Source organism: Shewanella sp. MF05913 (genome assembly GCF_059758095.1).
This window is the reverse complement of record NZ_JCAYNT010000031.1, coordinates 17,110-37,942: the sequence shown is the minus strand read 5'-3', so window position 1 is coordinate 37,942 and position 20,833 is coordinate 17,110. Positions and strand designations below refer to the sequence as shown.

At 39.5% G+C, this 20,833-nt stretch carries 16 protein-coding genes; 11 read left to right on the top strand and 5 right to left on the bottom strand.

Annotated features, from left to right (window positions below):
- From AC19MV_RS21960 to traF, 3 genes are all read right to left on the bottom strand, one after another.
- A partial coding sequence (locus AC19MV_RS21960) for a conjugal transfer protein TraG N-terminal domain-containing protein (RefSeq protein WP_498309964.1) occupies positions 1–4,469 on the bottom strand: 4,469 nt, incomplete at its 3' end.
- 2 nt (positions 4,470–4,471) lie between these two features.
- Complete coding sequence (locus tag AC19MV_RS21955) at positions 4,472–5,884, bottom strand: conjugal transfer protein TraH (protein ID WP_498309963.1); 1,413 nt, start codon at positions 5,882–5,884, stop codon at positions 4,472–4,474.
- Positions 5,874–6,878, bottom strand: a complete 1,005-nt coding sequence (traF, locus tag AC19MV_RS21950; RefSeq protein WP_498309962.1) for a conjugal transfer protein TraF — start codon at positions 6,876–6,878, stop codon at positions 5,874–5,876. The genes AC19MV_RS21955 and traF overlap by 11 nt, the downstream gene beginning before the upstream one ends.
- A 248-nt stretch (positions 6,879–7,126) precedes the next feature.
- Here traF and AC19MV_RS21945 point away from each other — a divergent pair, with 248 nt between their 5' ends.
- Together AC19MV_RS21945 and AC19MV_RS21940 are read left to right on the top strand one after the other, a co-directional pair.
- Complete coding sequence (locus AC19MV_RS21945; RefSeq protein WP_498309961.1) at positions 7,127–8,359, top strand: ParA family protein; 1,233 nt, start codon at positions 7,127–7,129, stop codon at positions 8,357–8,359.
- Positions 8,356–9,279, top strand: a complete 924-nt coding sequence (locus AC19MV_RS21940; protein ID WP_498309960.1) for a hypothetical protein — start codon at positions 8,356–8,358, stop codon at positions 9,277–9,279. The genes AC19MV_RS21945 and AC19MV_RS21940 overlap by 4 nt, the downstream gene beginning before the upstream one ends.
- A gap of 238 nt (positions 9,280–9,517) precedes the next feature.
- On the opposite strand, the gene AC19MV_RS21935 is transcribed toward AC19MV_RS21940, so the two are convergent.
- Together AC19MV_RS21935 and AC19MV_RS21930 are read right to left on the bottom strand one after the other, a co-directional pair.
- Positions 9,518–9,811, bottom strand: a complete 294-nt coding sequence (locus AC19MV_RS21935; protein ID WP_498309959.1) for a hypothetical protein — start codon at positions 9,809–9,811, stop codon at positions 9,518–9,520.
- 2 nt (positions 9,812–9,813) lie between these two features.
- Positions 9,814–10,869 (bottom strand): ParM/StbA family protein, encoded by a 1,056-nt coding sequence (locus tag AC19MV_RS21930; RefSeq protein ID WP_498309958.1) that lies wholly within the window; start codon positions 10,867–10,869, stop codon positions 9,814–9,816.
- 898 nt (positions 10,870–11,767) lie between these two features.
- Between AC19MV_RS21930 and mobI the strand changes: the two genes are divergently transcribed.
- From mobI to AC19MV_RS21885, 9 genes are all read left to right on the top strand, one after another.
- Complete coding sequence (gene mobI, locus AC19MV_RS21925) at positions 11,768–12,229, top strand: conjugative transfer protein MobI(A/C) (RefSeq protein ID WP_498309957.1); 462 nt, start codon at positions 11,768–11,770, stop codon at positions 12,227–12,229.
- The gene (locus AC19MV_RS21920) at positions 12,222–12,926 is read left to right on the top strand and encodes a hypothetical protein (protein ID WP_498309956.1); all 705 of its coding nucleotides are present in this window, start codon (positions 12,222–12,224) and stop codon (positions 12,924–12,926) included. The genes mobI and AC19MV_RS21920 overlap by 8 nt, the downstream gene beginning before the upstream one ends.
- Entirely contained in the window at positions 12,919–15,537 is a 2,619-nt protein-coding gene (mobH, locus tag AC19MV_RS21915) for a MobH family relaxase (RefSeq protein ID WP_498309955.1), read from the top strand. Before AC19MV_RS21920 ends, mobH begins: the two co-directional genes overlap by 8 nt.
- Entirely contained in the window at positions 15,527–17,392 is a 1,866-nt protein-coding gene (gene traD / locus AC19MV_RS21910) for a conjugative transfer system coupling protein TraD (protein ID WP_498309954.1), read from the top strand. The genes mobH and traD overlap by 11 nt, the downstream gene beginning before the upstream one ends.
- An 18-nt stretch (positions 17,393–17,410) precedes the next feature.
- A complete protein-coding gene (locus AC19MV_RS21905; protein ID WP_498309953.1) occupies positions 17,411–18,052 on the top strand; it encodes an IncC plasmid conjugative DNA transfer DtrJ family protein in 642 nt (213 codons plus the stop codon).
- Positions 18,053–18,157: 105 nt separating this feature from the next.
- On the top strand, positions 18,158–18,571 hold the full coding sequence (locus AC19MV_RS21900) for a hypothetical protein (protein WP_498309952.1): 414 nt from the start codon (positions 18,158–18,160) through the stop codon (positions 18,569–18,571).
- A 64-nt stretch (positions 18,572–18,635) separates the two neighbouring features.
- Complete coding sequence (locus AC19MV_RS21895; protein WP_498309951.1) at positions 18,636–18,932, top strand: type IV conjugative transfer system protein TraL; 297 nt, start codon at positions 18,636–18,638, stop codon at positions 18,930–18,932.
- 8 nt (positions 18,933–18,940) lie between these two features.
- Positions 18,941–19,618, top strand: coding sequence for a TraE/TraK family type IV conjugative transfer system protein (locus AC19MV_RS21890; protein WP_498309950.1), 678 nt, complete (start codon positions 18,941–18,943; stop codon positions 19,616–19,618).
- Positions 19,618–20,823 (top strand): hypothetical protein, encoded by a 1,206-nt coding sequence (locus AC19MV_RS21885; protein WP_498309949.1) that lies wholly within the window; start codon positions 19,618–19,620, stop codon positions 20,821–20,823. Before AC19MV_RS21890 ends, AC19MV_RS21885 begins: the two co-directional genes overlap by 1 nt.
- Positions 20,824–20,833 lie beyond the last annotated feature (10 nt).

Genomic DNA, 20,833 nt, shown 5'->3' with positions numbered 1-20,833 from the left:
ACTATGCCATTGTTAGCATTAGTGGTCGTAGCCTGCTCTGGCTTAGCCAGTTCACCCGTTGTTTGCTCAGTTTTAGCGGGTTGTTCAGCGTTCGCGGTTTGTGTCTGCTGGGCAGGTTGAACCGGAGTTGGTTTATCATTTATTGCGTTATTACCTGCACTGAAAATTACATCTTTTGGTATTAATTCTGAATTAACACCAGATTGAGCGAGCCCTTGAGCTACATTGGATCTTAATTCGTTATTTTCAATAGATTCAAGTAATGGCTTGATTTGGCCAGGATTACTGTTCAGGTAACCTGCTAATTGCTCTGTGTTTGATGTAAATCCAGGTGTGATTGAATTAAGTTCACCTCTGACTTGATCAAGATTCTGTCCGTAACTTAACCCCCAAAGACCTTGCATTAAATTACTAGAATCTTTGAATTTGTTTTCTAAACCTGAATTAATAGCTGCACTTGATAACTCTTGAAGCCTAACTTTTGCCTCATTCGGTTCCATTTTCTCACCGTTTGGCAATACACTAGCTTGCTTGGGTAAATCTGAACCAAAATTACCTTTGTCATTAAATGAATCCTTAAGATTAGCAATTAACTGTTGGTCCTCCCTTGAAGCTGCTGGCCGTTTTTCCATACCTCTCAAAATATTTTGATTATTTGCAACTTCAAAAGCTTTTTCCGATGCTTTATTGAAAGTATCTGAATCACTTCCCCATGCATTTAACCCTAATTCTCTCGATGATAATACGTCAGAAGATGATACTTTTGATTCATAATTGCCTTCGTTATTAATTTGCTTGGCAAATGACAATGCTGATTCAGGGCGACCATCTTTAATACCCTGTTTTAACGCTAATTGACCTAAGCGCATCTGATCATCTGCTGGGTTACCATTTAAAAATTGAGATACGACTCCCTGCATGACTTCGCGGTCATTTTTAAGTTCTTTAGGTAATTCTTTACCATCTGCTTTTAAAGCATTTTCAGCTTTATCTAGTGAATTAACATATGAAGCGGCCATAGTAGCCATAGATAATGCTTTATCTTTTTCTCCTGGGCCAAATACACCGGAATCATTAGATCTCATTAGGTCAGACATCACCTTATTGACTTCTTGAGGGGCGATATCACGGTTTAATAACGCTTGTTTACCAGGCTCAATAGTTTCAGCATTAACGCCATTGCCTTCCAGTTGGCTTGCAAACATTTGAAGGTGCGTATTCGTGTCACTTAATAACATTTCAGAAGGTGCTTGAATTTTTCCTTCAGCTTTTAACTTTTCACCAGCTTCAAAGATTTTTTGTTTAGTTTCATCTAAATTGGCATTCTTATTAATCATATCTTCTTTTAATACTGAAGCTTTGTTCCCATTCTCATCAAGTCGCTCTGATGTCAAAGGTTTACTATCAATATTTTTCTGAATATCTGACATTGATTGTTCATAATCATCGCGTTTGTTCTGGAGTTTCGTTGAAACATCATCGATATTATTTGAAAGCCGGTTATTGACACTGCCTTGTTGCTTTTGGAAATCTGTTTGTAGCTGCTTGCCATCTTCTGAGGGTTCCAGAGGTTTACTGTCCAACACTAAACCTAAACCATTTTCTATGAACGAAGCACCCACTTTCTGACCTGTTTGATGGCCACCAATACGATTATTACCATTAACTGACATGTCATTTAGCATTGTACCTGTCATAACAGACTCAGCAGCAACAGCGTTAGTTCCTTTACCTACACCAGCTTCACTTCTTACTGCATCAAATGCCGCAGCTACTCCCTTTACTTCATTGCCTAAAGCCGCTCCATTGACGTCTTTAACTGCCTGATTAACGACGCCTGAAGTGTAATCTTTATCTGTTGCAAGTTTTAATAATTTTCCTGAATCATTTGCAAATGTTGACATGGATTCAGGGGCTTCATTATTGCTTAGTTTCTGAAGGGCTCCTTGTAAGTCGCCACCTTTGAAACTAGACCATTCTTGTCCGAATCGATCTTGCATCATAGTATCTAAAGCTTGGCCAGCTGCAGCCATATATTTGTTTGAATTTAGATATTCTGTTGCTTTATCTCGACCAGTAATCAAATCCGTCACTTTTACCGATGCGCTCTCATTTGTACTAGATGCATTGGCTTGAGTTTGTGATAATTCATTCGATTTACTTCTAGCCTCATTCAACATCCTTGATGTTGTAGCAGCTTGCTCTGCGCTGTTATTCCAATCCACGGATGTACGACTGCCGCCACTTTCACTTCGGCTATTTCGTTCAGCGATTGCTTCATCGACCTTTTTACCGTCTACGCTATTTAAAGAGTCTGTGTATTTTTGAACATAACCCTGTGACTCAGACTCTGAATATTTGTTATCTAAACTTTGCGCAGTGTCAGCCAAAGTCTTCTTAACATCACTCCAACTATTTTCATGAGTGACACCGGCACTTGCACCGAGCATTTTAAGTAAGTTATCAGCAATTTGTTTCTGTAAATTGCCACCTTTACCAGCAAAATCTCCCCCCTTAGCTTTCCCGTCTGGACCTTGACTGTTACCTAGCTGCATTCCAGCCTTAACAGCTAGTTTTTCTCCAAGATCTTGTATTTCTTGTTCAGATTTTTTACTGGCATCAGTTAACGTTTTTGCTGTGACCGCAGCTGTTGACTCATTCAATTCTTCACCGGTTGCTTTAGTAGCCATCAAAGATGTGGTTACACCCTTGCTTTGCCCTGCTTCGGCCGCTTGATTATATGCATAGGAGGAATCTAGGTTTTCTGACGTTGAGTTAAACATCTTGAATCCTTGATTTATAGCTTGTGAATTAGCCTCAGTAAGTTGTGCTACATCCCTTTGAACGGCGGCAGTAGCATTACTAGAAGCCTGGCTTCCCGTTAATGTTGATGCGTCGTTCGTTGTAGATTTGCCATAATCATCATTTTCTCGCCAACCGTCAGAAACTCGGGTAGATGAACGGCCAAGTGAATCACTTACTGTATTGTTTCCAGTAAGTTTAATCGGCGGTGGTGTTAGAGGTGCTGTGTCTGGTTTAGCTCCACTTTGCATTTGACTAGTAGCATTGATCATAGTGTGTGCTGAGCCATAAATGATCATCATTGCTAAAGATGGCACCATTGTTTGCAACATGGCAGCGGTTGATACAAAAGTTTCTATTTGGGTATATGCAGCATCCATCCCCCCCCATGTTTCAAGTGACCAAGCAGCCATGTCAGGATTAATTAAGCAGTTACCACTACCGACCTCCCCCTGGGTATTCATCGAACCACAAAGCAATTTATTAATGTAGTAATCATTATATAAGTTCACACCAACTTGAATGATTGGCCAAACATTGACGGCTATTAGAATCATGAACCATTTCATAAACATACCCACTCCTTTGTCGCCTAAACTGATAAGGAATGGCATAAGGGGGGCAAGTAAGAAAATAAATGATTCAAACCAAGTGATTAATGCTGGTGCAGTCTCTAACCAGAAGCTCGTTTGTGATGCTTGTGATATTCTCCGATTTTCCATTGCCGCATATTGTGTAGAAAACGCCATAATATCTGATTCACTTAACCAATCTGAATTAGCAGAAGCTTTTACAAATAGTGCTTTCATCATGTTTTGGTTGTAGAAGTCAATCGCTTTTGTGTTGGAAGTCCTCATTATGGCTAGACCGTCTTCAAGTAACGTTGGTGATGCGCTTGATAGCATCATTGCGCTATTTTCTAGATCTTGCGCAAATTGACTATTTGGGCCAATTTTAGCCCCTAAATACGACCATGCATTTTCACATGTCATAGTGATAGCCGATCCAGCTTCATACATTTCTACAAACCAACTACCATTGCTTTCCACTTTCAATAATGACCACGAGAAAGGGGAGTTATTGAGGGTCTGCTGATTAATGCTTCCCGTCCCATTACCTGCACTTGTTTGAGCATTTGCGATGTCCCTATTCACACATTCGTCCATGTAATATTGAACGTTTGTAGGAACTTCACCCATAAATATTGTAGAGTCAAATCCGGCAAAACGGGATTTAAGTAATGCGGTAAGTGGTTCCGTAGACACGCCGACAGATGTTTGAGCGAGACTACCATTAGTTGATTGGTAGCTATCCATTAATCCTTTTGCGAAGCCATTTCCGATGCCAGTAGATATCCAAGCTCCTGCAGCAATACCTACAGGTAAAACTATTGGTTGAGATAATTGGCCACTTCTGGAGGACTCAATTACTACTGAAACTTTTGGCATAAATAAAAACATAAACAGAAACATAGATAAAAAAACTGTTTTTATATGAAATTGTTTGTTATCTAGTATTTGTTTGAACATTGCTATGAGCAAAGACAATCCCAAAGCGACACCAGGAAGTCTAGAATTACCTATTCCTCCATCACTAAAAGCCATTTCAGCTGCTTCAGCCATACGGATCATGAAATCAACATCGCCTAGAGAATAGATAGTGATCATGCTTAATTTGCTCCCGTTAAAGCATTGTGGATAGCTTGGTTAGCAATAATTTTTTGGTTGATTGCACTGCGTTCATTCTCTAAATCTTGTTGCGACTCACGTAATGCTTTGACTCGCCCATCTAGATCGACAAACTTGTTTTCAGTAGCTGCTGGGCTATCTTTTAAATTTTGGGCTAATTGGACTAATTCCTGGCCGAGAGATATGGTCATATCTACTGAAATCATGGAGCTAATCAGTTCACAGTTTGAATCAACAATGTCAGCGTTACCTGAGTTTTTTGCGATAAAGCCACGCAGTGTTGGTCCCATTTTTTGTAGTAATAATGTCTGTTCGCTATTTACTGATTGTTTTCTTGGAATCCGGCTCATAATGGACGTAGAAAATCCAGATGATGAGTTGTAATCATTACCGCACAACAAATCCTTAATTTGAGTTTGAAATGGTTTGATGTATAGCGGGTTATCTGGAGTGACGTTTACTTCAACAACCTTCCAGCAATTAGGATCAGCCGTTTCATTGTCTACACATGTAAGCATTTTGATATTTTGATTAGTGGTGCCGCCATCTACAGCTTTAGGCATATAGACATCTAATAAGGTTAAGGTTGGAGGTTTTTTAGACAATTTCGATTGGCCACCATCGGTAGCGCTAGAAACTAAGTTAGAATCAACAATATTTACCTCTGTACCTAAAATTGACATTAGAATCTGAGCTGTAGTGTGCTGATCATTACCTAAAATAAATTCCCAGCCGGATAAACTTTTTAATGCTTGGTATGTTGAGTTATACGAAAGCTTAGCGCCCGTTTTGTTTTCCAAATCGGATTCACTTGATACCTTCTGTGATTCAACTACACTTGATGCAAAATCAGGGAGATATGCTGAGGCATTATTAGAATACGTTTCCCACATTTTTGACTTCTTCTGCTCACGTATTGAGTTCGCGCCAGTAATAGAATCAAATGCTTTTGTAAGAGACTGGCAATCGCCTTTGACTAATTCATTTAACCCCTCAAGTCTTTTTGCTAGATCAGCCATAATTGCATTGCAATCAGGACATATCTGGTCGAATGCTAATTGAAAAGCATACATTGGTGCTGCAGCCACTAAGCTACGCCCCATTTGCACTAGTTCTTCTTTCTTTAGAATGGATAGTGAACCACCAAAAAAGTCGATACCATTACACCCAGCTTGAATATAGGGGGCTCGAATAGCGACTATGTTAGGGTTATATGTTTTCACCCTAATTCTAGCTGAACCCAAAGATACTCCGTTCCTTGTATCACTGCTGTATCCGGTCGGGTTTGATCCGGTCTTCAGCATCATATCCCACACTTTATCAAGTTCATTTGCATTTGAAGCTAAAGGGACAATGCTAAATGCTATTGCAAAGGCTAGTAATTTACTCTTCATTTTTAGCTCCTTCTTCGCCTGTTAATGTCTTACGCATTAATTCGATAAGATAATTTGGGTCGTCATAAACTTGCTCTGTATCGACTCGCTGCTCTGGGTTAGTCATTAACATTTCTTTGACCTGCGCTTGTTCGTTGTATTCTTCTTGGGTAAGTAAGTTTTCACGCTTAGCAATTTGAATGCTGCGCTCTACAATTTCGTTTAAAGCCGCTAGGCCACTTGAAAGTAAGTAAAAGTCGTTATTTGATTTATCTACTAAATACAGCGTTGGCGTGGCCACAACATTAAATGTTTGAGCCATATCGGTGGTTGCGATTTTGTAGTTTTCAAAGTATTGAAATTGGTCATTTGGTACTGGGCCTCCATCAATAGAGACAGGCAATACATCCCAGCCAAATTCCTCTGTTACACGACTTAAGTACGGTGTTTGAGTAGCACAATATGCACATGAAGATGAATAGAAATAAATTAACGAATTGTTTTTACCTAGACGCTTGAAGAGTTCCCACATGTTTTTATCTTGTGCAACTCTGTGTGTTGATAAAGCGATACCAGTTTCAGGTCGTCTTAGTGATTCGTTCAGATATGGGTCAAACATCGATGTCGCGATGTACTGAGTCATAAATTCAGTCGATACATCAACTGCTGCTCGCTGCATGTAGAGATACCGCTTCACATCATCAGGTGATCGGCTGTTGATTGCCATGATCTTGGCCTTTGGAAGGTTTTCGCGAAACCATGCAACTGTCATAGGTTCTAAGATAGCCTGATTTTTGGCATCAGTAGGTGTTGCGTCCGTTGGCGTAGGTGGCGGTGCTGATGGAGTTTCTTCTTCTTCGGGTTCAGGGATCTCTTCCGGTAATGGCTCATGCCAATACCAGCCCTCTGCACTTCTTTCATAAAACCCTTTACCGCTTTCTTCGTTTGCGAAAGAAGTTGAGCTAATAACTATTAATACCGAAAAAATCAGTGGGAATTGTAATTTAGGAAGCATTTGAAACCCTTCAACACAGTTTGTTGTTATTGTAAGCGTGGGTATACTTTAACGCAACACATTACTTTGGAGGTGAAAGCCTGATGAATTAAGCATCTTAATGGCCGACCTAACACTGAATATTGATAACTTAAAATGCATATGAGGTGATGCGGGACCAATTTAACTCATTAACACCTCAAAATAGCATTGACCACCTCAATGCTAGGTAATACAATCAAGTCCTATAAGTTTTGATGGACCTAATCATGAACCCTGTATTAAAGACAATCATAGATGCGGCAGACAAATGCCGTGATGCAGAAATTAGCCGTTATGAGGCTTTTTCTGAGTTCAATAAATCCGATGAAGAAATCGATTCGCTGATTTATAACCATTCAGTCTCACAAGCAGCTGCGGCGCGAATCTGTGGTCTTTCTGAAAACACGTTCAGAGAAAAAGTGAAGATAGCTTTAGATACCGACGTAATTCCACCTCTTAAATTTATAAAAAATAGATATTTATTTACTTTGCAGCACCTCCATTTGATGATGGATTGGCTAAAGCTACCAAAGTTATCTGACAAACAAGCTTGTAATATCATAAACCTACAGAACCAGAAAGGCGGCACAGGGAAATCAACGGCAACATTCACTTTGGCTACAGGTGTTGCATTAGATATAAAAAAACGAGCTCGGGTATTGGTTATTGATTTAGACCCTCATGGCACATTGCGAAATTTTGTGGCTGCAAAACCAGAAGATTATTACTCAATGCTAACTGCTGTTGATCTGATGTTAGGTCCAGATGAGCCAGATAGCCTATATGCAGAATATATAGCTAATGGTTATGACCATGAAAGATTAGTTCACGATGCGGTTTTACAGACACACATACCTACATTGCATGTTCTACCTGCATTTGAAACAGATACTAGATTCAATGATCATGCATTAAAACAATATTATGAGACAGGTGATATGTCTTCGGCTTTGTCGTTAATGGACACTAATGTGTTAAGCCTGTTAAGAGATAGTTATGACTACATATTTATAGATACCGGCCCACATTCTACACCATTGGTTTGGTCAACAATGGATGTATGCGACGGTATTATTTTTCCTGTGTCCCCACGTAAATTAGATTGGATTGTGACATCAGCTTTTTTAAATAACATTGAAAATATTTATAATGTACTTCCAAGCAAAGGAAGTAATTTAAAATTTGCTAAATTACTCATTGTAAATTTTGATGACGAGCAAAATAGAGACCTGGATATGATGTACTACATCCAAGAAACAGTAAATCGCTTCGCATTCAAGTCTTTTATAAAAAGGTCTTCGGCTTTCGAAGTAGCAAATAAATATTACAGAACCATTTACGACCTTAAGCCGTCTGATGGCTTATGCCCAAAAACACAATTGGACAAAGCTCTGGGGTCAATGAAGGATGTAATAATCGACTTTAATTTATTACTCAGTGAATTTGGAAATAAAAAATGATGTACGTTCCTGATAGAGGTGGAGTGCGAGGAAGCAATTCGCTAAAGCAAAATTTACCTTCCGTAGTGAAATACAAATTACCCTCGGGTAGTTTGGTCCATTTCAAAGAAGAGACTGTTAGCAATGCTGATTTAGAAACTATCACCGATGTTGATTTAGCAATCAACCCGAGGCTACTAAGCTCATTAACAAATGAAAAACTGAAGCATTTATCAAGCAGTATTAAGAGAAACCAATTTTATGCAGCTATCGGTTATCGAAAGCATGGAATCATCTATATAGTCGATGGCTCCAGAAGAAGGCAAGCGGCTATCAATGCCGGTGTTGGTTTAAGAGTATTGGTTACCGATGAAGAATTAACTACTTTAGAACTTAAAGAATTCGTTAAGGAATTCCAGACTAATGAAAGTTTAACGGTACTAGAATGGGGTTTACAATTTAGTGCCGAACTTGCAGAAACAAAGACATTGAAGCAAAAAGATCTTTGCGACATATACAGTAAATCTACTAGCTTCGTATCAAGAGCGATCCAGGCTAGCAGCATTGCACCAGAGTTATTAGGGTTATTTGACGATTTAGAGCCATTAACTACAGTTGAATACGAACAGCTTAGCTCAATCTACAAAGAAATCATAAAAAACAACTTACCTTTGGAAGGGATAGACATAAGAGTTAAAAGCGAAGGCTGTAAAAGCAAGAAACAAATATTTACTTTTTTGTTGTCTATCTTTCCATCGAGCAGTAATAACAAAGTGGTTAAGAAAAAAGCGGCAGTAGTTGATGTGGTTGTTATGTCGAAGAAGCGATATATAAAAAAACAAGAAACACTTAAAGGGAAAGGTATCGATTTTAAATGTGCGGGACTAACAGATGTTGAGTTAGAAAAGTTAGAAGATTTTATAAAGCAATTAGTAAATTAAAACTGAGGTAAGTGCCCGTCGCCAAACACGCACTTACCTACCGACAAAACAATAGAGGTAACTATGTCTGTATCAACTATGGTAGCAGTAGCTACAAGATTAGCCAAGCGCCAACCAACTAAAATCCCAGCGATGAAGTTTAGCGACTGGCCCATATTTTGTAGATGCATCAAAGAAGCTCAACAACTTCACAATAGTTAATATCAAAAGAAACCTCGCACTTAGCGAGGTTTTTTGATTATTCGTAGACGGTAAACATGGCATCACTAATATCGAACTCATCTATGGTTTGCTCATGACCATCGCTGATGACCTGACCTGGCTCAATCACTGCTTCCGGTGTTAAAGGTGTTAATGAAGTAGGTTCAACATGTATGTGATTTCTAACAGAGTTGTTTAGCATAGCAAGTCCAATCTCCATTAGTGTAAGCATTTCATCACGCACGGCTTCTGCTGGGATGCTTGATAGATGTCCATGCAATCTATGGCGCTTACTTGAAATTCGGATATGTTTATCGAAAACTTTTGCCATACTTACCACTCTTTCCTTGCTATCGCTGCTTTACTATATTGCTCCCCAGCTGTTTGCAGACCGGTAGCTACTGCTGTAATAGAGTTTTGAAGTACGATGACTTGGTGTGCAGGGAATGCATTCTTTATGGCTGGTAAATAAATATTTGCAGAACCACCAGCTACTATAATTAAGTCAATATCTTGTCCATCACCAGTTTTATCGACGATCATACTTACCGCTGAATTCGTAATAGCATTAATAGCAGGGTTCATGTCAAATGCTGGAGTCCCTTCGCGCTTATTTACAGGGAAGTCCATTTCTTGACCAAATATCCGTAATTTGGAAGTGATAATTGCATCGTCTATCAACTCAACATTTACGTCTTTGATTTTTTTAAAACGCTCCATCTTAACCATTTCATTTTTTAATGCGGTAGCTGTAGCTTCTAGAACTCGTGAAACCCCTAAATCACAATCGTCGGAGCGGTTACGATTAGGTTTTAAACCTTTCGTTACGAGGAAATCTACCGTGAGATAGCCCACATCAATAGTCAAAATAGATAGGTTTTGAATTTCACGATAGCGATCGTTTCCACCTTCTCTGATATAACTTAATAATGCTCCTAGCGGCTGCTCGAATACGAGTGTGCGCTTAACTTCTACTTGACGGCCACTACCTAAATCATGTTTTTTATTCACCAATGCTATCAGCTCATCTTTTCTGTGCATCACTGATACTGGCAACCCCAGGACCAATACATCGATATCAGCTGAAGGTAGCATCTTTAATGCCCCCTTTAATAAAGCCATATATCGATCCGATGTAATGTAGCTCTCAGTATTTAAAACTCTAGATGAGCGAGCAGATTGAACCTTCGCAACATCCTCTCCGACTTCATAGACCCCCCCGTTGACAGGGACTTCTACTACAGCCCTTTTATCCAAAACGCCTTCACCTATCGTTGAAGATTGTTTTACACTCACTGGGATAGATGGGAATGTTCTAATGAACGGCCCGTTATCAGTATTTGCAACAACAGTCGTAGTACCATACCCGATTTCTACAGTAACAATCATAATCACCTCTATTTTAGATTCCCTCCTTTAATGGAAGGTTTAGGCAATAATAAACGCAAAAGTTTATACCGCAAGAGTTTTGCTTGAATAAATACCAAAACCTACCCAAATTGGGAGTGTTTCTGGTGGTGTTCATAAATGGAAAGAAACTAGATAGATAAAAATACCAAAACCTACCCAAATTGGTATCGGGAGCGTTCTGAATTACCGATTTTGTCCAATTTCCACCTAAAACCCAAAAACACCCTTAAAACTTACCCAATTGGGGGTGGTTAGTTCTTTTTATGAGCTAAAAGGTGCCTTTACTGCGAATGTCCGAGCTTTAATGATTGTTTGCGTATAATTCGGTTCAGCTACAGAATTTCTTTAGTGGATTAAATCACTCCTCTCAACTAGCTATCTCAATAACCAGTTAATTCGCATTCAAAAACAATTTATACAACTTAATCTTGCAATTATAATGAATCATGTTTATAAATCATTTCTAAGGTTTGATTGTTAGTGACTAACATTAAATCTACACCGAACTAGTGGAGGTTTAAACGTAATAGTTAGAACGAGCATTGGCCCGTTATAAAAATGAGTAAGTCGAGTATGGAGTTATGAACTAAATACATAACTTCTACACCGAACTAGTAGAGGTTTAATGTTTTTTATTAACTAACCGAATATTGATGGTTGATTTATCTCGTGTGTATAAGGCAGTTATCTCGTTACATGATTCCTACACCGAACTAGTGTAGACATTCTAAGGTTTATGTCGGTTTGTCTATTGGTTTTTACAGTTTGATTTTATCCGGTTGTGTTGCAGCACTTCTACACCGAACTAGCGATGTTGTTTAATCCTACAGGGTACGGGGTGCAGTAACCCTACACCGAACAAACTAGGTACGTAACTATGTTAATTAAATTCCTCGAATCTTCCATTGAAGGTATAGAGCTTCAGAGGGCCGAGCTAGAAAGTATGGCCATTGGGTTAATCGATGAGTATTGGTTGGAGTGGCGAATGAAGAATGCTGAATTGAAGCAGTATTCTAAGCCTGGTGAGTTTCTTGGTGGCGAAGTAGCCCCAAGAGCAGTCACTCGAACGGGTAAGTTATATTTGGAGTGGCTAAGGTTTTCTCCTGGTCGGCTCGGTAAACGCAGTAAAAGCTGGGGCGATAAAATTCCTGAGGGGGTTCGTGGTTATTCAGTCGAATCAATAGCTTCAAGATCTCCTGCTTGGGAGCGTGAATTAATCGAGAAAACCGAGAAAGAGTTAGCTCTATTCAGGGCCTCAATAACTGTTTTACATGAAACCAAGATTAAGCTTAATAGACAAATTAGAAATTATATTAAAAAGGAAATTCAAGATGCCTGAATCAACAGCTAAGAGTAAACCAACAGCCCGTAAACCTAGTCCACGGATTACCACTGCGACTGTTCGCCCTCGTAAGGGGGTTACCGCTAAGGTAAAAGTGTCGAGTGAAATTTTATATTCTCATTTTTTCAGCACTGCAGATAAATTCGAAGAAACGATTGGGCGTATTGGTGCGCTATCAATAATGACTAGTCGCCATCAAGACATTCATGAGCGATTTGAAACATGGATTGCTGCAGAGCTAAATCAATTGGCATCTAAAGCCGAGGTGGTCACTAAATTGGTTGCTACTGAGCTTGAGGGTATCGATAGTGATTCGACTAACTACAGCATTGACACTCCTGATGAGTTCTCTTTTACATGGCGAGTCACACATCCAATTTTCTGGCGTGTATTTGAATCAATTGAAGCTTTAGATAAGGCCACCTCTGATTATGAAAACCTATGGGTACTAGGTTTTGTTGGTGATAACAGTAATGTTCAAGTTCAAGGGCTTTGTAAGAATGCGATAAAAAATCTTTATAAACGCATGCGTTATGTTGCGTATAGAAGTAAGGATCGCAAAGGTGGATTGTTTTCTGATGAAGAATACCAGTCGCTCCTAAAAGACCTAAATGTAGATGTGTCTGAAATGGATACTGATGAAGTAGATAGCCCTTCGAGCGAAAGCACCGCTCCCCAAGTAGTTAATGGGTAAATACTTAATGATTACACTGAGAAGCTTGTTTGCTGGTTTTGCGGGTCGATTGCTTGGTAATCGATTACCGGCAACACCTTCTAAGAAAGATATCATTAACCTTGAGTCAAGCAAGGCGATGATCGATAGCATCGCCTATCCACCAAGAGCTGATGGTGTAGATATACATCCAGTGGAAGTTATCTGCGCTGCCCAAAATGATTTATTGAAGCTTATTATGTTTGAGTTGGGGTTAATCGACCCATTGAAAGTAGGTTTTAATTCCAACATCCTTAACGATAAAACTAGAGTTTTCAATTATCAAACTTTGGTGCAACCAGTAGTTGAGAAATTCATTGGTTATGCTCATCTTCTACCTGCTTCAGAAAATCATCATCATGCAGCTGTGGGGGGGTTAGTGCGCCACAGTTTAGAAGTGAGCCTGTATTCGCTAAGGCACTTTACTAAGCTTGAGTTGCCAGCGGTAAGATTTCCAGATGAATTGATTTCAAAGAGATCTCGTTGGGAGTATGCAGCTTGGGTAACAGGTTTAGCTCACGACTTAGGAAAGCCCTTGTTTGATATGAAGGTGATTTCTCCTTCCGGTTTAGTCTGGAATCCTAATTCACAAGATATCTACACATGGAAATCTATAAACCAAGTCCTAAAATATCAAGTGGAATGGCGTCATACATCTCGTCATGGAAAACACACTGGCTTAGCCGCAATCATTTTAGAAAGGATTTTAACTCCAGAAGCCAAGCGTTTCTTATTTGATGGGTCTGATGATCTACAAATTATGATGCAAGAGGCCCTAAGCGGGATAGACAATGGTCATAATCCAATTTTACAAGCCTTAAAAAAAGGTGAAGCTCGTTCAGTTCATAACGATATGAAATGGCAATGGGACAGATTAACAGGTGGACGAAAACAAACGCTGGAAGCTGCATTCGTTAAGAAGTTAACAATGATTCGGCGTGAATGGAAAATCAATATCCTTAATGAGAGTAAAATTTGGGTTATTGGCCAAGATGCATTCGTTACATATCCTGGAGCAATTCAATTGATTATGGACGAATTAAGAAACGATGGCTGGAGCGTACCAAGCCAAGCTACGATAATGACTGAAATGCTTTTGGAGCGTCGCTTAGTTGAGCCAATCATGGGGGATTATAATACTGGATATTTTATGCCTGATGGGTCTACAGGTAGGCCAGACAGAATAATCAAGTTGAAATGGGCAGGTATGTTGTTTGAAGATGAAATCATACCTAGAGGATCATCTGGCCGTATAGAAGTAACTAAAGACGGTTATAAGGGCGTTATATACCACCCCAATTCAACTGTTGAAGAGTTTGATTTAACCCCTACGGCTAAAGTTGAATCGGTAGCCGTTGAGGTTCAAGCGAGTCCTGGGGCTGTAAACCCACTTGATGATAAGTCGGCAGCATCTTCTAATGAAATAACTGCTAAAAATGCTATTCCTGTGCCTAGTAAAGGAAAAAGTAAGCCTGCAACTAAAAGTGCAACCGGCAAGATAGCAACAAAACCAGTAGTGCCTGAAAATACGCCTCCGCAGAAAGGGAATGGTTTTAAAGGGATAGTATTTGCAAATGCTCAGCCCACTGTAGAGGTTTGCCTTGATGTTGATGTCCAGAAAGTCGGGGCGTGTAGTGCTGTTCAGGAAGTGCTGGTCGATAAGGAGAACCAAGCTAAGTCTCTCCCCAAAAAAACAGCCCCCAAAAAAAATCGGGCTAATAAACCACATTTGAATTCTGATGCTGGTGGTCAGGTTGAATTAATCAAGCCTATTCCAGTGCCTACAGAGCTATTGCCTGAATTAAATGATGGCTTCTTCAATAGTCAAGACTATCAATCTACAACAACGTCGAATGCTCCCGTAGAGATTAAATCTAAGCCGAATCGAAATGATCTATTAATGAGCATTACTGGCGATAATTCTGAAAACTTGATCCGTGCATTTGTTGAAGGTGTTAAGTCAGGTGACCTAGTAATAGAAAAAGATTTTTCATTAACAGATAACACACTGAATCTGCCTAATGAGTTAGCAAATTCTTTAGTTCGGGAAATAGGTGATGAAATACATCGTTTAAAAAATGAAGGGCTTCTACTTCTTAACCCTAAAACACCAAGGAAGACTACTGATAAAGTTAAGTTTGGAAATGAGTTTAAATGGTGCTATCGGATTAAGTTTAATTCAGAACTTCAATCCTTATTCAACAAAGTAAATGAGCACGAGTTCGAGGCTCCTAACGATCATTCAGCTTTAGTTTTAGATACTAAAGACCACATTCCTCAGGTGCAGAATACGAGCCTTTTAATAGATCAAGACAATATTGTGAAGCCAAACCCGTTGATAGGTACTGATGAAGTATCGATGTTTATGCTTTGGTTACAAGTTCAAGGTGAGCCATTGTCAGTAAAAAATGAGTTGGGAGATAACATTTATAACCTTAAAGAATGTTTAGCAACATATGTTGCAACGATTCGAAAAGGTGCTCCGTTATTGGAATTAAAGAAAGCAGTAGGTAAAGCAACCAAATCATTGGAACGGATTGATGGACAGCCATGGTTATTAATTAATTTTGAGGGTTTTAAACGTGAGCAGTAACAACTCGAACGGTATTTATTTAGAAAATTTGTTTAGACCAATATTTGAATTGAAGTCTAGTTACTTTTGGGCTGCATCAGTGGTAGGGACCATCGGTGCATGGTCTATGCATACTACTGACGCCCCTCAGTTGGCTTTGTTACCACTATCAATAATCGCTGCATCTACTGGTATGACAATCAAGAGGTTTAAAGATGCCCTACCCTTGTTGAGGCGGCAACTAAAACTCCAATTTAATTATTATTATTTTATCGACGCAAATGAGTTTAGAGAGCGAAACCTTAAGGATCAAACGAAATCATTTTTAGGTAAAGGTTTTGAATGGGATGTGGATATGGCTAATCGAGCATATCAGCTTCAAGGGATGACTGATAAAGATAGGGTTAATAAGCTTCCTATTTGGTTGTCACCCGTTAAAAATAAATGGAAAAAAGATACTGTAGAATTGGAAGGGTATGCATGGATTAATGGTGTGGGTGATGAGGAAGAAATCATTGCTGACGCAAGTATCCATTACTCCCATAATTTGTACACAGGCTTGCCTGGTGTGGGTAAAACCGTAATGTTAACCATGGCATCAACGAATAGCCTGCATAGGGGGTGTTCGGTATTGGTTGTCGATCCCAAAAATGACCCAAACTGGCGTAAAAGGTTGGAAGCTGAATGTAAAGCGCTAGACGTACCATTCTATTATTTTAGTACCGCAAACCCGTCAATTTCAGTTCGTATCGATCCGACCAAAAACTTCACTGTTACTACAGAACTCGCGAGTAGATTAGCTAATACCCTGGATGGTGACGGTGATTCCGTAGCGTTTAAAGCTTACGCTTGGGATAGTTTCTACCTGACAGCTGATGCATTGAGATTTGTTGGTCGTAAACCATCAATTAAATCTATTTCTGACTACATGTTAAATCGCAAGTACGAATTGGCCGAAGAAGGCTTAGACATGATATTGCAAAAGCATATCGGTTCAAACTGGCGTAGCACAATGACAGAAACCTTTGAAAAAACGGGTGGAGGTTCTTTGCTCACAGGGATGATCATGTATTACAAAAATACATTGGTGCCTTCTGGCCATGGCAATGACACTATCTCGGGTTTTCTAGGCTTCGTTACCCATGATGCATCGCATCAATCAAAAATGTTGGCAAGTACCAAGCCGGTTCTTCAGCAACTAACAGCGGCCCCATTGGATGAATTGTTAAGCCCCGATCCAGATGCAGATGACCCAAGACCTATTATTGATTTAAAGAAGTTTGCCGATACTGGTGGAGTCCTTTATATCGCAACTGATTCAATGGGTAACTCTGAAATCTCATCCGTAGTGTCGAAGTTAATAATGGAAGATGCCTGCGCTGCTGCAGCTACCAGATATAACCATGAGCAGGGTGAAGGTAGACGAACGGCGGTATTTGTGGATGAAGCTCACGCCGCTATCTCTGATGGTTTAATCAATTTAATGGCTCAAGGCCGTGGTGCAAAATACGAGTTGCACGTAGCAACACAGTCCTATGCCGACTTAGCTGATGTGGCAGGTAAAGACCTTGCTGATCGTATCGTTGGTTTAACTTCCAATTGGTTTTGTATGCGAGTGCTCGACACTCAAACAAAAAACCTTATGAAAGAGCAGTTGCCAGAGGTTCCTATCAAGGTGAAGCAGTGGCAGTTAAATAACTCAACGAATACAAGTACAGGGCTCGCTTCATATAGTGGCAGTGTAGGTGAGAGAATTATGGAGGCTGATAAAGTCTCTTTCCCAATTGCTCTGTTGGGTGCCTTACCTAAGTTCCAATATTTAGCGCGGTTAGCCGACGGTCGAATCGTGTTGGGCCGAATCCCCATTTTAAAGTAATCATTACGGAATATAAGCATGTTGGAATTAGAAAACTCAGATATTAACTCAAACTCTTCAGCGGGTAGGATTGCATTAGTAATATTCCTTTTTATCCTTGCTTACGTTTTTGTAATCATGGAGCCCGATAGCTTTAAAGCATCATTAACCGAAGAGGTACATCAAATCGACAAGACCCTGGGTGATAAAAGTGCTTTAGTAATTATCAATAGGGCAAAAACTTGGTATAGGTTTACTTTTGTTCAATCTGGCTTTAGTGGATTTCTAAATACATTAACAATGGAAACTGGTTTGAAAGGTGACACCTACTGGCGAACGCCAATGGCACGTATAGCAGAGAATCTAAAGATGCTTTGGTATCAGGCTTGTATGAGAGCCAGTGTTACACTTTTTTGGGCTTTTTTAATTTTTCCTATTTTCTGCGCAGCCTTAGCCGATGGTTACTATAAACGGAAAATAAAACAGCACGAATTTACTATTAGCTCTACTGGATATTTCCGTCTTTCGTACTGGGTTGCGATTCTGGGTATTGTCTTAGTTAAGTTGTACTTCGTCGTTCCATCAGCGGGTTTGATGAATCCATTATTCCCTTTATTTATTGGTTTAATGGTGGCGTTACTTGGGCGTAACCTCATATCAAATGCTTCTAAAGTCATGTAGCTAGCAACTTAATCTTACAGATATAAAAAAATGTGTAGACAAACAATGTAAACATTCTAAAATGGCATTTGGATAACCAGTTTAAGTTTATACCGGAGATTAATAATGACTGACATGAAAAAAGGAATAACGTTTATGAGTACAGCGGCAGAAAATTTCAAAAGCAACAAATCTATGCGTTTAATTGGAGCAATAGCAATAATTGCAGTTGCTTTCATCGTGTACTTATTAGCTACATCAGGAAGTGCAGATGCTGTCAGTGCTGGTAGTGCGACACTTCACAACCAGTTTGACCAAATGTGGGATGAAGTGAAAGGATTGCTAACTGGCTCGCCTGCCAAGGTGTTAATGGGTCTTGGTATTATGGGCGTGTTGATGTTCTCAGTAGTAAAGCCAAACCTAATAGGTTTTGCGGCTAGCGTTGTTACTCTTTTAGTAGTAGCTAATGCTGCAGGTACTATCGATACAAGTTTAACAATCACTGTAGAAAGCTTAAAAGCTATGAAGGCATTGCATTAATTCAGTTGTATCAATAATAAAGAGGGGTATATCCCCTCTTTTTTGTTTGTTTTAGGTGGTGAAAATGAGTGGTTCCGAGACGACAAAAAAACTTCCCAAACGAGTAAATGGTGAAATTAAGTTAGGTGTAATCCACCTTGTTACTGTGAAATTGATAGCGGTCATTATGGTTTTTGGTATCTACCTAAGCCACTTTAATATTGCAATGATGATATCAATAGTGCTCGGTCTATGGATGGAAAAGATGATTAAGACTTATGGCAGGGGCATAGTAAAACACTTTTTTTGGCACTGGGGAATATGGGTTGTAGATGAAAAAAACCAAATTCCAAGCCCTGCAATTAAGAAATATTTTAAGTGAGGTAATACATGATATTTAAGTCCAAAGCTATTGAGTCCTATGATAATTTAAACAAATCGACTCATAACACTAGTAGGGCAAATTTTGCATTGTCTATTGCCATTGTCATTCTGTTATTCATGCTCTTGAATAAGAAAGAAACAGCTATCGCGGTCCCTCCAAATTTCAATGAGCCGATTACCATGGAAGCCGGTAATATCGCTAATAAAGAATTCAAAATTCAGTGGGCAATATCAATAGCCACCCTACTGGGTAATATAAACAAAAAAAATTATCAATTTGTTATAGATCGAGTTGTAAGCCTTGTCCCGCCCGAATTAGACCCTAGCAAAGCCGAATCATCAATTCTTAGCATGTTAGAAGAAAACGAGCTTCGTGGCGTTAGGCAAGAGTTCACTTTGAGTGATGCTGCATATAGCACAGCAGTTGACTATGTTTGGATTTTTGGTGAGAAAAAAACCATTTCGGTTAGGTCAGGTGCCACAGATGCAACACCTTGGACATTTGAAATAAGAATTGGCGCTAGAGGTGGATATCCAAGGATTCTTGATATCCAGCAGTATCCAGAGTTAGTTATTCCCTCAAAGCGTGAAAGAGAAATCGCTGCATCAATGACTGAAAGACCAAATTTAATTTTGGAAGGTTCAGAGATAATTCGATATGAAGATCCTAAAGGTAAGCAATAATGAAAAATAAAGCATTTCTAGGTTTATTAGCCTTTACCTATTCATTTACAGCGCTTGCAGTAAATGAATCAATTTATGATTTGCCTACAGAATCAGTTTCTGAAGAGCGACAAGTGACACCTCAGGCTTCTGAAATTGTACCAGAAGATACTGTTGATGCTGCAACAATGGCAGCAATGGATAGGGCCATGACCGCAGCCGGAATCGATGTGTCGGCTAAACCAAACCTTGCCGTTACGACTGTAAATGGCATCCCGACGATAGGTGTTAAGCCTGAAGATGAACAACAACTGTCTACCCCTATTAATTTTGAACAAGCAGTTAAAGCACAGGATATTGTATCGGGTCGTGATGATTCGATGGATAAAATTCGTAAGAAATACAAGAGTCACCAAACCGTCAGTATTAAGGCTGGCCATACTGAGTTAATTCCTATTAGTGCAGGTATGACAAACCGCATTTGGACGGAGTTTAAAAAAGTAAAAACGACAACTTCAGTGCCTAGTGATGCTGCTCTTATCCATACTGATGGTTCATTCGTTTATATCGTTCCTGGATCAAGTGTGAACTCCATTGATTTAATTCTTGAAGAAGAAGGTGCTCCAGAAACAGCGGTTAACCTAACTCTAATACCTCTGGATGTTCCTCCAGTAATGGTTGAATTGAAAGTTGATATGAACCGTTCACAAAAAGAAGCGCAGCGAGTAGCAATAGCAACAGGTGAAGAAGAAGAGCTTTTAGAACTCGAGGCCGCAAAGCAGGCAGAGCGCGAACGCTTGTTCTCAATGCAAAATCCAAATGGTGCCGACGCACATGTCAATTCTATTATGACTTTACTTGAGAAAGTTGCGTTAGCTGATATCCCAACCGGCTACGAATTACTTGAAGGCAATGAAATAGATCCTTCTAAGCGATTTCCTTGTGAGATAAACAAAATATTACCGTTATACCATGAGGTTAAGCAGCAGCTTATTGGTGCTAGAACGGTAGTAGACATTTTAGAAGTGAGAAATGATGTTAATGGTTTACGCACATTCAGGGATGAGTCCTGCATGGGCGTGAATAAAGAAGATGTAATAGCGGTAGCCGTATTAGATAAAGCAACTTTAGCTCCTGGAGAAAGTGCTGAGGTTTATATCGTCAGGGACCGTTTCTATTATGAGCGTCAAAGTCGCAAGCCTAAGCGTAAAAGAGTGGCAAACTAAGGGGTATGGC

What these genes read in the sequence shown, in the direction of transcription:
- AC19MV_RS21895 (WP_498309951.1), top strand. Translation starts at nt 18,636, where the DNA reads ATGAGTGGTTCCGAGACGACAAAAAAACTTCCCAAACGAGTAAATGGT.
- AC19MV_RS21885 (WP_498309949.1), top strand. Translation starts at nt 19,618, where the DNA reads ATGAAAAATAAAGCATTTCTAGGTTTATTAGCCTTTACCTATTCATTT.
- AC19MV_RS21935 (WP_498309959.1), bottom strand. Translation starts at nt 9,811, where the DNA reads ATGGCAAAAGTTTTCGATAAACATATCCGAATTTCAAGTAAGCGCCAT.
- mobH (WP_498309955.1), top strand. Translation starts at nt 12,919, where the DNA reads ATGGGTAAATACTTAATGATTACACTGAGAAGCTTGTTTGCTGGTTTT.
- AC19MV_RS21890 (WP_498309950.1), top strand. Translation starts at nt 18,941, where the DNA reads ATGATATTTAAGTCCAAAGCTATTGAGTCCTATGATAATTTAAACAAA.
- mobI (WP_498309957.1), top strand. Translation starts at nt 11,768, where the DNA reads ATGTTAATTAAATTCCTCGAATCTTCCATTGAAGGTATAGAGCTTCAG.
- AC19MV_RS21930 (WP_498309958.1), bottom strand. Translation starts at nt 10,869, where the DNA reads ATGATTGTTACTGTAGAAATCGGGTATGGTACTACGACTGTTGTTGCA.
- AC19MV_RS21900 (WP_498309952.1), top strand. Translation starts at nt 18,158, where the DNA reads ATGACTGACATGAAAAAAGGAATAACGTTTATGAGTACAGCGGCAGAA.
- traF (WP_498309962.1), bottom strand. Translation starts at nt 6,878, where the DNA reads ATGCTTCCTAAATTACAATTCCCACTGATTTTTTCGGTATTAATAGTT.
- AC19MV_RS21920 (WP_498309956.1), top strand. Translation starts at nt 12,222, where the DNA reads ATGCCTGAATCAACAGCTAAGAGTAAACCAACAGCCCGTAAACCTAGT.
- AC19MV_RS21955 (WP_498309963.1), bottom strand. Translation starts at nt 5,884, where the DNA reads ATGAAGAGTAAATTACTAGCCTTTGCAATAGCATTTAGCATTGTCCCT.
- AC19MV_RS21905 (WP_498309953.1), top strand. Translation starts at nt 17,411, where the DNA reads ATGTTGGAATTAGAAAACTCAGATATTAACTCAAACTCTTCAGCGGGT.
- AC19MV_RS21940 (WP_498309960.1), top strand. Translation starts at nt 8,356, where the DNA reads ATGATGTACGTTCCTGATAGAGGTGGAGTGCGAGGAAGCAATTCGCTA.
- AC19MV_RS21945 (WP_498309961.1), top strand. Translation starts at nt 7,127, where the DNA reads ATGAACCCTGTATTAAAGACAATCATAGATGCGGCAGACAAATGCCGT.